The 13,795-nt window shown below is 45.0% G+C and carries 16 protein-coding genes; 4 read left to right on the top strand and 12 right to left on the bottom strand.

Annotated elements, in window-relative coordinates:
• Positions 1 to 135 precede the first annotated feature (135 nt).
• The 5 genes from G7035_RS18305 to G7035_RS18285 form a co-directional block, all read right to left on the bottom strand.
• The gene (locus G7035_RS18305) at positions 136 to 867 is read right to left on the bottom strand and encodes a ThuA domain-containing protein (RefSeq protein ID WP_019687920.1); all 732 of its coding nucleotides are present in this window, start codon (positions 865 to 867) and stop codon (positions 136 to 138) included.
• A 19-nt stretch (positions 868 to 886) separates the two neighbouring features.
• Positions 887 to 1,855, bottom strand: a complete 969-nt coding sequence (locus tag G7035_RS18300) for a sugar phosphate isomerase/epimerase family protein (RefSeq protein WP_016822316.1) — start codon at positions 1,853 to 1,855, stop codon at positions 887 to 889.
• A gap of 77 nt (positions 1,856 to 1,932) precedes the next feature.
• Positions 1,933 to 3,015, bottom strand: a complete 1,083-nt coding sequence (locus G7035_RS18295; protein WP_016822317.1) for a Gfo/Idh/MocA family protein — start codon at positions 3,013 to 3,015, stop codon at positions 1,933 to 1,935.
• Positions 3,008 to 3,775, bottom strand: a complete 768-nt coding sequence (locus G7035_RS18290; RefSeq protein ID WP_019687921.1) for a sugar phosphate isomerase/epimerase family protein — start codon at positions 3,773 to 3,775, stop codon at positions 3,008 to 3,010. The genes G7035_RS18295 and G7035_RS18290 overlap by 8 nt, the downstream gene beginning before the upstream one ends.
• Before the next feature lie 47 nt (positions 3,776 to 3,822).
• The gene (locus G7035_RS18285; RefSeq protein ID WP_019687922.1) at positions 3,823 to 4,122 is read right to left on the bottom strand and encodes a Gfo/Idh/MocA family oxidoreductase; all 300 of its coding nucleotides are present in this window, start codon (positions 4,120 to 4,122) and stop codon (positions 3,823 to 3,825) included.
• A 139-nt stretch (positions 4,123 to 4,261) separates the two neighbouring features.
• Between G7035_RS18285 and G7035_RS18280 the strand changes: the two genes are divergently transcribed.
• Positions 4,262 to 5,080 (top strand): AraC family transcriptional regulator, encoded by an 819-nt coding sequence (locus tag G7035_RS18280; protein WP_013371816.1) that lies wholly within the window; start codon positions 4,262 to 4,264, stop codon positions 5,078 to 5,080.
• A gap of 79 nt (positions 5,081 to 5,159) precedes the next feature.
• On the opposite strand, the gene G7035_RS18275 is transcribed toward G7035_RS18280, so the two are convergent.
• From G7035_RS18275 to G7035_RS18255, 5 genes are all read right to left on the bottom strand, one after another.
• Positions 5,160 to 6,644 carry an alpha-N-arabinofuranosidase gene (locus G7035_RS18275; protein ID WP_019687923.1) on the bottom strand — a complete coding sequence of 495 codons (1,485 nt, stop codon included), beginning with the start codon at positions 6,642 to 6,644 and terminating at the stop codon, positions 5,160 to 5,162.
• A gap of 323 nt (positions 6,645 to 6,967) precedes the next feature.
• On the bottom strand, positions 6,968 to 7,246 hold the full coding sequence (locus tag G7035_RS18270; protein WP_019687924.1) for a DUF6171 family protein: 279 nt from the start codon (positions 7,244 to 7,246) through the stop codon (positions 6,968 to 6,970).
• 95 nt (positions 7,247 to 7,341) lie between these two features.
• Positions 7,342 to 7,659, bottom strand: a complete 318-nt coding sequence (locus G7035_RS18265; protein WP_016822322.1) for a hypothetical protein — start codon at positions 7,657 to 7,659, stop codon at positions 7,342 to 7,344.
• A 57-nt stretch (positions 7,660 to 7,716) separates the two neighbouring features.
• A complete protein-coding gene (locus tag G7035_RS18260; RefSeq protein WP_019687925.1) occupies positions 7,717 to 8,661 on the bottom strand; it encodes a Gfo/Idh/MocA family protein in 945 nt (314 codons plus the stop codon).
• A gap of 162 nt (positions 8,662 to 8,823) precedes the next feature.
• On the bottom strand, positions 8,824 to 9,513 hold the full coding sequence (locus tag G7035_RS18255) for a TerC family protein (protein ID WP_019687926.1): 690 nt from the start codon (positions 9,511 to 9,513) through the stop codon (positions 8,824 to 8,826).
• A 350-nt stretch (positions 9,514 to 9,863) separates the two neighbouring features.
• On the opposite strand from G7035_RS18255, the gene G7035_RS18250 reads away from it, so the two are divergent.
• Together G7035_RS18250 and msrA are read left to right on the top strand one after the other, a co-directional pair.
• On the top strand, positions 9,864 to 10,481 hold the full coding sequence (locus G7035_RS18250; RefSeq protein ID WP_019687927.1) for a TVP38/TMEM64 family protein: 618 nt from the start codon (positions 9,864 to 9,866) through the stop codon (positions 10,479 to 10,481).
• A 181-nt stretch (positions 10,482 to 10,662) separates the two neighbouring features.
• A complete protein-coding gene (gene msrA / locus G7035_RS18245; RefSeq protein WP_016822326.1) occupies positions 10,663 to 11,634 on the top strand; it encodes a peptide-methionine (S)-S-oxide reductase MsrA in 972 nt (323 codons plus the stop codon).
• Positions 11,635 to 11,728: 94 nt separating this feature from the next.
• Here msrA and G7035_RS18240 read toward each other — a convergent pair whose 3' ends face one another.
• Complete coding sequence (locus tag G7035_RS18240; protein ID WP_017427474.1) at positions 11,729 to 12,532, bottom strand: lipid II flippase Amj family protein; 804 nt, start codon at positions 12,530 to 12,532, stop codon at positions 11,729 to 11,731.
• 152 nt (positions 12,533 to 12,684) lie between these two features.
• Between G7035_RS18240 and G7035_RS18235 the strand changes: the two genes are divergently transcribed.
• Positions 12,685 to 12,876, top strand: a complete 192-nt coding sequence (locus tag G7035_RS18235) for a DUF2188 domain-containing protein (protein ID WP_019687928.1) — start codon at positions 12,685 to 12,687, stop codon at positions 12,874 to 12,876.
• A 115-nt stretch (positions 12,877 to 12,991) separates the two neighbouring features.
• Here the strand turns inward: G7035_RS18235 and G7035_RS18230 are convergent, their stop codons facing one another.
• A complete protein-coding gene (locus tag G7035_RS18230) occupies positions 12,992 to 13,696 on the bottom strand; it encodes a YitT family protein (RefSeq protein WP_016822328.1) in 705 nt (234 codons plus the stop codon).
• Between the last annotated feature and the right edge of the window lie 99 nt (positions 13,697 to 13,795).

Genomic DNA, 13,795 nt, shown 5'->3' with positions numbered 1-13,795 from the left:
TGACCAAAACTGATTATACAACAAACCAATGCGGCAGGTATATGTCTAATTCGTTAAATACAAAAAGGCGGAATCCCAGAGGTTCCGCCTGTAAATCTGTTCTTTATAGAATTTATCATAATGTGATAATTGTAACTATACCAACACTCCACCAAGAGGCCTTACTGGTTCACTCCTACCATATATTGGTTTTTTATTACTTGTCGGAGAAGCCCAACGGATGCTGTTAGCAATGACCTTCAAAATATCAGGTTGGTAATAAGTTGGATAGGTTTCATGCCCTGGTCTGAAATAAAATATTTTACCACTGCCTCGATGGAAGGTGCATCCAGTTCTAAATACTTCGCCGCCTTCAAAGTTACTGATAAAGACCAGTTCATCCGGCGCAGGAATATCAAAGAACTCTCCATACATCTCTTCCTGCTCTAAGAGAATTTTGGCGTCTATCCCTTCTGCAATGGGATGTAACGGATTTACTGACCAAATAATCTCCTGCTCGCCTGCAACTCTCCATTTTAAATCACAACTGGTGCCCATCAGAGCTTTAAATGGCTTAGAAAAATGGCCTGAGTGCAGTACGATGAGGCCCATCCCTTCCTGCACACGCTTGACGACACGCGCTGTAACTTCATCGCTCACCTGGTCGTGGGCTTTATGTCCCCACCACAGCAGCACATCTGTGGAATTGAGGATTTCTTCTCCCAAACCATGCTCGGCATTATCACGCAGAGTAGCTGTTCGAATGGCAAAACCTTCATCTGCCAAGCCGTCAGCCAATGCTTGGTGTATGCCGTTAGGATAAATCCGTTTGGCTTCTTCATTTAACTTCTCGTTCAGAAATTCATTCCAAATGGTGACGTTAATCATCACAGTTCCCCCTATTAGGTTAGACCCACCACATCTCGCTCAGCGGTTCTTCAATCAGGACCTGGCGAAGATTATGGACAGCCTTAGTAAAGCCTTCTTCTACAGACATCAGACCGTCTTCATGCTCAATACTTACTACATAATCGTATCCCACCAAACGCAGAGCACTGATAATATCTGCCCAGGTTTTTACATCATGACCATAGCCCACAGTACGGAACTGCCATGCTCGATCTAACATATTCGTATACTCCTGCATATCAGTAAGTCCGTATTTATTAACATTGATCGGATCAATCGTCGTATCCTTGGCATGGAAATGGTGGATGGCTCCCTCTCGTCCCAAAATTTGAACCGCCTGTACGGGATCAATTCCCTGCCACCACATATGGCTCGGATCCAAATTAGCACCAATGACCTCTCCTGCCGCTTCACGCAAACGAAGTAAGGTTGCTGGTGTATGCACGGAGAAGCCCCCGTGTAACTCCAGCCCTATTTTAACATGGTGATCTGCTGCAAATTTACCTGTCTCGGTCCAGTAAGGAATAATTTTATTCTCCCATTGCCACTTCAATACTTCCTGAAAATCATTAGGCCACGGAGCCACGGGCCAGTTTGGATACTTCGCGTCCTCGTGATCCCCCGGACAGCCTGAGAAAGTGTTCACGACAGGAACTTCCAGCTTTTCTGCCAATCGGACGGTTTTCAAAAATGCATCATGATCTGCCTGTGCCAAATGCTTTTGTGGGTGAAGCGGATTGCCATGACAGCTAAGCGCGCTAATCGTTAGTCCGCGAGATTCTACTGCCTTTTTAAAATTTTTGAGCGCCGTATCGTTCTCCAGCAGCTCATCAGGCTTGCAATGCTTATCTCCCGGGTTGCCACCTGTTCCAATTTCTACAGCATCCAATCCCTGAGAAGCCACATAATCCAGCGCCTCCTCTAGCGAACGTCCACCAAACAGCACCATAAATACTCCAAGTTTCAAAAGAAATCCCTCCCTGTATCATATGTGAAAAAAGCTGCTTTCATTATAGTGATTGTCTATTCGGGATAATTATAGGCTTAGTCAAAGTAAACTGCTTTTCCCGTGCGGGCCGATTCATAGATGGCTTCCAAAATTTCAGTAACAACCAGTGCCTGCTCCGGCTTCACAAGAAGTTCTTTGTCGTCCAGAATAGATTCGATCCACAGACGGGCTTCACGGTCTGCTTCATTTTCCGTTTCACCGGAGTAAAAGGCAACTCCTCCTGCATTCAGATCTATTTTTGTATCAAACAAACGGCTATTCTTTTCTCCGTTAATGCGCAATCCATCCTGCATATCTGCTCCGCCTTCGGTACCGCATAACAACGTCTTGGCTTCACCAAACTCTACAACATTTAATGCCCAGCTGGATTCCAATACAATTGTAGCTCCATTTTGCATGGTGATGAATCCAAAAGCTGAGTCCTCTACTTTAAATTCATCAGGATTCCACGGTCCAAAAGCGTTTGCTGCATTTTTTCGGTCTCCCAGCTTATGGAAGGTTGAACCTAGTACGCTTTTAGGCTTGTAATTATCCATCAGCCAAAGTGTCAGGTCGAGTGCGTGTGTGCCGATATCAATAAGCGGGCCACCCCCCTGTTTCTCTTCATCCAAGAACACTCCCCAGGTTGGAACCGCACGGCGGCGTAGAGCAATGGCTTTACCCAGATAAATCTCACCAAGCTCTCCTTGCTCGACCAATTGCTTCAGATACAGACTGTCATCACGATAACGATTTTGATAAGCAATGGACAGCTTTTTGCCTGTACGGTTGGCCGCATCAAGCATTTCCCGTGCCTGCTCAGCAGTTTTAGCCATCGGCTTTTCACATAGCACATGCTTACCTGCCTCCAGCGCCGCTACTGTAATTTCTGAGTGCGAGTCGTTAGGGGTACATACATGTACAACTTCAATGTCTTTATTTTCTAGCAACTGACGGTAATCGCTATAAACTTGCGATCCTTCTGCACCATACTTTTCAGCAGCCTCTTCAGCACGTTCTGGTATAATGTCACAGAATGCAATGATTTCTGCTCTCTTTTGCTTGGCAAGACTCGGCAAGTGTTTGCCGTTGGCAATGCCCCCACAACCGATAATCCCGATCTTGAGTGTTTTAGACATGAATATTTCCTCCTTGAGCTGCGTATTGTTGGAGCCACTTCATACTGGTTTCAATGCTTTCGATTGGAGGATTTGAGCTGAAATCCTGTTCCACGACAACCCAATCCACACCTGCTTCAATAGCGGCGTCTGTAATAGCCTGAAGCTGCACTTCTCCTTTGCCTAACTCTACAGTAATTGCTTTCTGCTGCTCGTCACGTGCCATATCCTTTAAGTGAATGATAGGTAGGCGTCCACGATATCGTCCGATGTATTCCACTGGATCATAGCCTCCATAGTATACCCAACAAGTATCCATTTCGACCTGTAACAAATCATCGGGAACCGCATCATATAGAGCATCGAATACCGGGCGATCATTGATTTTCTCTGTTAGTTCAAAATCATGATTGTGATAGGCGAGTATCAACCCATGCTCCTTTACTTTTTCACCAATATGATTCAGATTAACAAAAAGGTCATCCCACTCCCGCTCTTCTTCGGTTAAATAAGGAACAATGAGGTATTTATTGCCCAATTCTTTGTGATATGCAATTTCCTCATCCAAATGATGCAGCAAGCGGCTGTATTGTATATGGGTTCCGACAACCTCCAGATTCAGCTCATCCAAAAGCGCTCTGACATCCTTGGCACTACGTCCGAAAAAGTTATGAAACTCAACCCCTTTGTAGCCCAGCTCAGCTACCTTGCGCAATGTACCTTCAAAATCCTGTTCAATCTCTTCCCTAACTGTGTATAATTGCAATCCTACTTTAGTCATTCTCCTTCACCTCTTTGTCAGGATGAATTCCCGTTATATCTGTTCCATTACACCTGCTTGCCCGCCTCTGGTATCGCACATCTGCAGTGCCTGGCAGCCAGGTACCGGCAGATGAATGCAAGCTCCATCTCAAGCCGAAGCATCGATCCTTCCACTTTGTATACGTTTTCAACACTCAATTTATCGACCCTCTCCTTGGCCCTTCCATTCAATAGATCACCAAAGGTCACTACTTCAAAGGGCGGGTTGGTTTGGAGAATTTTAAGATATACCGAGCTAGTGTTACCACAGCTGATAATCCCGGCCTTGATTCGTTTTACGTCTTCACACTCCTTGGCCTCTAACATGTACTTTCTCATCTAACATGTAAGCTTTACAGTTCACATGGTATTCTATTTTGCTTTCGTTTAAAATGAATAATATGATTAAAACATGAACAATCTGGTCAATATTTGAAACAGCCATATGCCCAAAGGAGTCATCATCATGTCTATCATTGAGCCTTGCCAGGTTCTTACCGCAGGCTATTCCTTCCACCGTAAGCCCTTTTATTCGAACCAGCCTGATGGAATCAAAAATTATTTATTCCGTCTGCAAACAGATGGACGCTGTCAAGCACGCATTGACGGGAAAATGACACGGATTGAGGCAGGTGATCTGCTGCTGTTCAATCCAACCGAGCCTTATGAACTGGATATTCACAGTGAGTTGAATCCCATGGGAGAACAGGTTGTTGAAAGTGGGGATTATCACATTTTTTTCGGTGGTCCGTGGGTAGATGAGTGGTGGAATCATCACAAACGTCCCAACCGAATTAAGGTTCAACTCACAGAAGCCCTGCTTGGTCTATTTCGTCAGCTCGTGTTGGAGCAGCGACGTATTTCTAATCCTTACCCGGAAATATCAAGCTATTACATACGCATTTTATGTTTGGAGTTTGACCGTATACTATCTGAGCAGCCCATTGCTACTCATCATAACTATCTTGCTTATCAGATAAAAAATTATATTGAAGAAAATGCATCATCTAATTTTAAGCTGGATGATGTCTCTTCACACGTTGGAATCAGCGTATCACGAGCGGTACACCTTTTTAAAGAAACGTTCGATACGAGCATTATGCAGTACACACTGGACATCAGGCTCAACATGGCAAGGGAGCGTATCATTTTCAGTCCCATGTCACTGGAACAAGCCGCCGAATCGTCAGGATTTGCTAACTACACATACTTTCATCGTGTATTTCGTTCCCGCTTTGGTATGTCGCCCAAGGAATTCAGGTTGATTCATCGCGAGCAATTGTAGGAAAAAGAGAGCGTTCAGGGGAACGCTCTCTCTTTTTTTATAACAATATACGATACTACTCACATACCACAATCTGTTTTTACGGAGCAATCGTCAGCATCACAACTGACATTGGTGGCAGCGTAACATCCAAATGCTGTTCTTGCAGTTGATAAGATGTAAAAGCTTCCTTTTTCACCCGCTCTGGCTGATCAAATGTATTATGTGCCTGCATATCGTCACTGGCTAAGACAACACCATTGATCTCCTTAACCTCTTCGAGCCCTCTTAGTTCAAGGCTCAAATTTGCCGATTCACCTGGATGGACGTTGCATAAGCTTATATGAATAAAGCCATCTTGTGCCTTAGAGGCGGACACACTTACTTGTGGGATGGAATCTCCATCATACTCATAGTTGCCTACCTTCGCATGAATTGCCAGTGCTTGTGCATCCTGATGCACTTTGAACATTTCAAATACATGGTATGTCGGCGTCAACAGCATAGCAGGGCCTTCTGTCAAAACCATCGCTTGCAAAACGTTGACCATTTGAGCAATGTTGGTCATTTGCACACGATCATGATGATTATGGAATATGTGCAGGTGTAGTCCGGCTACCAGCGCATCCCGCATCGTATTTTGCTGATAAAGGAAGCCAGGATTGGTACCCGGCTCGGTCAGGAACCAAGTTCCCCATTCATCGACGATCAGCCCGACCCGTTTGTCAGGATCATATTGGTCCATAATGGCAGAGTGACGAGTAATCAGTTCATCCATATGCAATGATTTTTTCATCGTCTCAAACCATTCTGCTTCATCAAAACCAACTGCGTGTCGTTTCCCTTCCCAACTCCCCGGAATTGTGTAGTTGTGTAGACTCAAACCGTCCATCAGATGCCCGGCTTCGCGCATCAGCACTTCGGTCCAACGGTAATCATCCACATTCGCCCCACCAGCTATTCGATAAATGCGATTCTCTCCATAGTTACGGACATATGTCTGATAGCAGCGATACAAGTCGGCATAATATTCAGGGCGCATGTTACCGCCACAGCCCCAGTTTTCGTTACCTACTCCAAAATATTTGAGCTTCCAAGGTTTTTCACGACCGTTTTCCTGACGCCATGCAGCCATAGGGGACTCCCCGTCAAAGGTCATGTACTCTACCCACTCCGACATTTCCTGCACTGTACCACTGCCTACATTCCCACAAATATACGGCTCTGCATTCAATAGCTCACACAGCTGGAAAAACTCATGTGTACCAAAATGGTTATTTTCAACCACACCGCCCCAGTGCGTATTTACCATTCTTTTGCGGTTTTCTTTCGGTCCAATCCCATCTTTCCAATGATATTCATCCGCAAAACAGCCCCCAGGCCAGCGCAGCACAGGAATGTTCAGCTGTTTCAGCGCTTCTACCACATCATTTCGAATTCCGTCAGTGTGAGGGATTGGAGAGTCCTGTCCCACCCATAAGCCTTCATAAATGCATCGTCCAAGATGCTCAGCAAATTGCCCATAAATATTTTTATTAATTATGCCCTGTTCCCAATCGGTATTTACAATAACAGAACCCTTCACAACAAACCCTCCCAAAACATTAAGATTGTTGGAATACCACATAATGATTACGCTTTCATAACGGTATAAATTACACTCTCACTACCGTTACTTTTTGGACTCTAATGTTACACGTTGTCATGCCTAAAAACCTGTTAATTAATATAAATATTAATAATTAAATAAAAACATTTTACGTGTTTAATATATTTTATTGTCTACAATTTGTCAATTGCTAACAACAAAGTCCAAGCAAACTAAAAAGGTCCGCCATTAAGGCAGACCAGGGGATGACTACTTTAGCCTGTAATCTCAGGTTTAACTGAGTCTGGGCTTTACATTTTTCAAGCTGATCCTTGCCAACGTGAACCATGGTAGCTGGGACAATTTTGAGCTGCTGCCAGGGCACGTATACGAACAATACTTCCGCTACTGCCACATGTATGCCCCGACATTAACTCATTGCATTGTGCGCAGGCCAACAGTCTGGCTTCGTACACTTCATCGTTTACACATTCCATTTTGGGTCTCATATTGTTTAGTATTCTGGTAATTTGCTCTTCCGATAAAGCGATATCTCTTTCACAGCCTTTACAAGTGCTTGGCACAGGTATATCTTCCATCGTCAGCTTACCCTCCCGATCAACAATATCCTCAGTAAATAGTTTATTTACACGATGTTATGATGATTTTGCCAGATGTTTTATTTTAGCTGGACTTATTTTCGTTCCGACGGGAGCTGGGCAGCCGCCTCGGATACGACCATCGCCAAGTCCTCATTTCCGAACATGGACAGCACACCTAATACCGTATCCAGCGGAATATCACCTGCTTCTTCGCGCGATACAGTCAGTTTGCGTATTCGTAGCAGACGCTCGTTGCTATCCTGCTGTGGATACGCTACACGATATAATTCCTCTGGCTCCAAGCCGTTATTAATGCACCATTGAGCAAACACAAGGATCATCATATCTTCTTCTTGCTTATAATTTTCAATGATGGCTTCTTCTAACTGTTTTCCGCGGTTGTCTTCCATTGATACATTTCTCCTTCAACCTATAACTCTTGATGTCTCGATCGTCATGGTTCCTTATTAATTACGCAAACGACTAATCAGTTCTTCTGCCAGCATATGGCTTTCCAGGACTTTTCCAGCTTGTATCGCACACTTCTCCGGACGATGAATATGCTCCAGAAAATGATTCACCACCCCGGTAAATCCCCGTCTTTCTAATATTGTATCCCAACTTCCAAAAGTTTGAGTTTGTGATAAATTATTTTTTTGCATGAAAACAGCCTGTTCCATATTCGTTACCTCAACAGACCGTCCTGCCCCGTGAAGCTCCAGCTTCTCTATGTCAGCCCCTGCCTGTCTGCTCATACTGTATGTACCGGCAGCATCCCCCAAACGCAAAGTCCCAAATGCAGCGTCCATGTAACCTTCACTCGTTGTATTCAGACTACTATGCAGTTGCTCATAATCATCGCCACCCAGCCATAATAGCAAGTCAAGCATGTGAATTAAATCATCATAAACCGTCTGTGCCGCCGGTCTACGATCATATCCAGTTCGGTGTTTAATCGCCGCACATTGACTGAAACCACCCACTTCCTCTAGCCAAGCTTTTGCAGCCACATAGTGCGGAGCAAAACGCCGATTAAAACCTACCGCCAGCAGTACAGCCTGTGCCTCCGCGAAAGCAGTCATTTCCAGATTCTGACGAACATCATAGGACAATGGTTTATCCACGTACACCGCTATCCCTTTTTCAATACACGCCATGACTAGGTCAAAATGTGCTTCGGTGGCCGCATGTATAAATACAGCTTCCGGCTCCCATGCCAGCATTTCCTTCATATCCGTCGTTCCTCTAGGTAGTCTATACTGCTCCATAGTAGAACTAACCGGCTCCTGTGAACGGTTCATGACACCTACGATGTCTACGCCTTGGTGTGCAGACAGTAACGGCAGGTACACTTTACGAGCGATACCACCCAATCCTGCAATCGCTACTCTTGTCTTGATTTGCTTGTCCATATCGTTCCACCTCTAATACTCATTTCATCTGTTGTCTAGTTTACATGGAAGTCCGCTGACAAGCAAAGAAAAGAGGCTACTCCCGATCCAGATGGACCTGACGGAACAGCCTCTAAGACTTGAGTATCCAGCTTCAGCCAGATTACTTCAATATAAGTCAGCTTATGCGTGCAATGCTTCCTTTTTTGTTTTCTCACTTTTTATTTTTTTAACACGCATCCCAATGGCTACAACCAAAACTACAACCAAGGCTTCGAAACCATATTTAACGACTCCATTTGCGAACCAGTGTGCAATTAATGGCTCAGCCACCACCATTTTAGCAGCGGTATACGCTAATACTGCGGCTCCAATCGTAATCACTACCGGGTAACGTTCTGTCAGTTTCAGAATAATCGTGCTTCCCCACACCATGATCGGAACGGAAATTGCCAGACCGAGAATAACAAGTAGCATATCTCCATGAGCGGCTCCCGCAACAGCAAGCACATTATCGAGTCCCATCATTGTATCCGCAATAATAATGGTGCGAATCGCTGCCCACATCTGATTTGTAGCTGAAATTTCATGTTTTTTCTCTTCGACCAACAACTTATAGGCGATATAGATAAGGGCGAGACCCCCAACCAAACGCAATCCATATATTTGCAGTAAGTATGTGACCAGCACGGTAGCAATCACACGAATGATGACTGCTCCCACCGTCCCCCAGATAATGACCTTCTTTTGATTGGCCTTATCAACATTCCGCGCCGCCAAGCCGATTACGATCGCATTGTCACCAGCTAGCACCAGATCAATGACAATGATGGACAATAATGCGGTTAAAAACTCAATTGACAAAAAATCCATACGTGTCTCCCACCTTCTTTATTTATTTGTTATACTGTACATAGTTCAGCGCTTTATACTAAAAAAGCGCCATTTCGCGGAATCCGGAAACGGCGCTTGACCCCATTTTGGCATCAAAAAAAGACCATTTACCCGGATTCCTAAAATCCTGGCAAAGGTCTCGCTTACAACATTACGTTGCCAATAAAGCCGGGGATTAAGAATCCCGTAATGACGACTTTACTCGCTGAGCTACTCCCCTTTGGGAACTATTCTGTTAGTGGCAGTATAGCATACATTTTTGGGAATGTGAACCCTATTTTTTCTGTATAAGCAAAAAGCCGAACAGGGATATTGAAAGAGGTATGTAAATGAAAAAATGGTTACTCCCCGCGGCTTATGTTTCGCTGTTCTGCATCGCGTTTATCTACAGATATGACTGGCTAGCATGGGCGGACAAACAAACCTCCTTTCCGGTTCTGCTGCTGCTCGCATTTTTATTCGCGTTAATTCCGTTCATCCCTTACAAGCTGATTATCGCTTCCATTGCTTATGCAGCAGGCGCCTGGCAAGGTGCTCTGATTTGCTGGCTTGGCACTACTTTCGCTGCGTTGGTCGTATACAGTGCCGTACGTACCCTGTTTCGTGACAAAGGACGTGCTTATTTGGAGCGTGTTCCCGCACTGGAGCGCTTCAATCAGGTCATGGAGAAAGAGCCTTTTACTGCTGTGCTACTGGCTCGCCTGATTCCAGTCATTCCTCAGGCAGCTGTAAATGTATATGCCGGAGTAGCAGGGTTTCCGTTCTGGAGCTTTATGCTAGGCACAGCGATCGGCAAGCTTCCCGCAATTGCAGTGTATGCTTATGCAGGCGGTACCTTTGCGGAACATCCAATCACGGGTTTGTTTATTTTACTGCTATATACTGCACTGGTAGGTGGCGGATTTGTACTTTACCGAAAAAGAGTTAGGCGCGCCAACAAAACATGATAGCAATGAGTTTGTACCGGTTCTGTAGAATGTTTGATTGCTTTTTTTGGGACACACTACAGCTACGCAGCTGAGTACTTTCTGATGTTTCGTTGGATTTTGCAAAAATCCCGTATATAATTTAATTGTAAGCTATTTAAATAACAACTAATTAAACATTCTCAGATTGGAGTGATAAAATATGAGCACCAACAATCCAAACACGGTAGAAAAGGCAACTTTTGCGGGCGGCTGCTTCTGGTGCATGGTCTCCCCTTTTGAGGAAATGCCCGGTATTTTGAAGGTTAGATCTGGATATACAGGGGGACATACCGAAAATCCTACCTATGAAGAGGTATGCTCTGAAACAACGGGACATGTGGAAGCCGTGCAGATTACATTCGACCCCCAAGTGTTCCCGTATGAAAAACTGTTGGAGTTATTTTGGCAACAGATTGATCCAACGGATGAAGGTGGACAATTTCACGATAGAGGTTCATCCTACCAAACGGCTATTTTCTATCATAATGATGAACAACGCATCAAGGCAGAGGCTTCCAAAGAAGCTCTCGCTCAAAGTGGCCGTTTTGACAAGCCCATTGCAACATCTATTCTGCCTGCCGCAACTTTTTATGAAGCAGAAGAATATCATCAGGACTATCATAAGAAAAACCCCGCTCACTACAAACGCTACCGCAAAGGGTCGGGACGTGAAGATTTTATTGAGCAAAATTGGGCTGCCAAGATTGATAAGTCCGGGCTCAAAGATCGGCTGACGCCTATTCAATACGAAGTAACACAAAAAAACGCGACCGAGCGCCCATTTCAAAATGAGTTTTGGGATCATGAAGCTGAAGGCATTTACGTGGATATCGTATCAGGAGAGCCTTTGTTTAGTTCACTGGACAAATATGATGCGGGTTGCGGCTGGCCTAGCTTTACCCGTCCGTTGCGCAGTTACAATGTCAAAGAAAAGACCGATCTCAGCCATTTCATGATTCGTACCGAGGTGCGAAGTCGCGAAGCAGACTCCCATTTAGGGCACGTATTCGATGATGGTCCAGGTCCAGAGGGTTTGCGTTATTGTATCAATTCTGCCGCGCTCCGCTTTGTGCCTCAGGAAGACTTGGAGCGTGAAGGATATGGAGCATATAAGTCATTATTTGAAAAGTAAGCAGCCGTAAAATCATTAAGGCTGACCCGGAATCATCTTTATTAGATGGTCACGGGTCAGCCTTTTTTGGATATGGCAGCACATCTTTACTGATCTAGCTCATCACCCACCCAAGCCAAATGGCTAGCGGTACCAGCAATAGCTGAGCTAATAAAGTTCCTGCCAAACGCGAGATGATCATCCAACCGTACACACTATTCATCCGAATTAGGGGTAGCTCCCCTCGTAGCGTTTTTTCTGACAACACCGCCAATCTTGGATCAATTAACAAGGTCAACAATACCGTTGCGACGCCATTGATTAAGCCTGACGACATTGACATTGCCGTACCTTGGGCGGGCCATAGAAATGACGCATACAAGGCAGATACCACTCCAGTTGTATAAATTGCGGTAACGGCAATATTTAAAATAATTAGACGCTTGGGGATCACTCCACTGATCAGGGAGGTAAGCATGGACCAGCTAGGGCGCTTTATGTAGTAGCCTGCATGCTTCCAGCGATTTCGACTCATTAAATGACGTATTAAAGCTGGAATAGATCCAGTATGCTCCAAATGCACAATCCATCTGGCTGACATGCGCACCACTGTTGGATACAGTAATATAGCAAACATAGTTCCAACGGTGGCGGCCAGCAATACCCCGTGCATATACAGTTCCAGTCTCGTATCCGTTCCGCCCAATTGGGCTGACTCTTTAGCCTGATCGACCATCCCTCCAAGTAAAGGCCCCTGCGCCATATTGGAGGTGCGTGAAACCAACAGCAGCATTCCGGCCACGGTTAAGGCCAATCCAATCCGACGTGCTCGCAAACCACCAAGCCGAAGAGCATAAGACAAGCTATCGGTAGTATGAATGATGATGGTTAGTAAAAAAACGAAACCCCAGGCAAGCAAATGTTCCACTCCTTTTTCTGGTATTCTGCACACCATTATACGCCTTTTCTCAAGATATATTTTACAATACATTCATTACCTTAATTTTTGTTTGTCTAAGCCAACAACGGGTAATACATAATACAACATCTGCTAAAAAGGAGTGTGCAACAATGCCTTGGAACAAACATGATTACCCGCCATCCATGAAAAATCTGGAACCCCGGGTGCGAGAAAAAGCCGTTGATATCGCTAACGCTCTACTCCGCGAGGGCTATGAAGAAGGGCGTGCTATTGCGATTGCCACTGCTCAAGCTGAAGAATGGAACGATACTCATCCAGTAGAAGAAAATAAGAAGCAGTAGAAAAAATATAAAAAATAGCACTCAAGCGGCACTAAGTATGATCAACATTTGCTCTTCCCATACAGCGAAAGGGTGTTACGTAAGAAGATTTCTCTCCTGACGTAACACCCTTTCCTTATTGACGAAGGCTGTGGACGACCGGCACTGTTTTGGCAACTACCTTTTTAGCGGGAATAGCCGCTGGCAGTACCTTTTTCACAGGTCGGTGCAATTGGAACGTGGTCGTCCATGTAATTATTTTTCCGGCAAGCCACACAGCCAGTATTGTAAACATTGTTTCCTTCACAGGCAGATACAACAGCGATAATCCTAGCACGATGATGTCACTGACAATAAACACGTTGCCGATTTTCCATCCGCGCCACTCGCTCACCAGCAGAGACAAAATATCATCGCCCCCGGTTGCTCCACCGAATCGCAGTACGATTCCGGCTCCTAAACCTGTGAGCACCCCACAAAGTAGAGCTGCTATTAGCAGATTTCCATGCAGGTCTATAACCAGAGTCGAGTATTTCTCAAATCCTGCATAAAACAGTGAAAAGGCGACGGCTCCGATTAATGCTAGCATCATAAATCTTTTGCCCTTCAGTACCCATGCCAGCAATATGACAGGAACATCAAGCATCAGCATACTCCATGCTGGAGATATGCCAAACGCATAATGCCCCAGCAGAGCTAAGCCTGCAAATCCGCCCTCTGACAAATGATTCTGGGCGTTAATGTGATAGTACGTAAAAGCTAAAATGCATGTTCCGAGCAACATGACAGCAATCTGTCTCAGTGCTCCATTGTTCACGATAGATTCGTAAGTTTTCCTCATACAGGCTCCCTCGGTTTCTCGTAAGTTTGATGTGGATGAACCCACTCTTACGGAAGCAACCTGGTAAGATGTGCCTGGAGGACTTGGTCCTTCGCATGT

Origin of the sequence: Paenibacillus polymyxa, from assembly GCF_015710975.1 — a bacterium.
GTDB lineage: Bacteria > Bacillota > Bacilli > Paenibacillales > Paenibacillaceae > Paenibacillus > Paenibacillus polymyxa.
The sequence above is the reverse complement of the archived record's forward strand: the minus strand, read 5'-3'. Positions and strand labels throughout refer to the sequence as shown.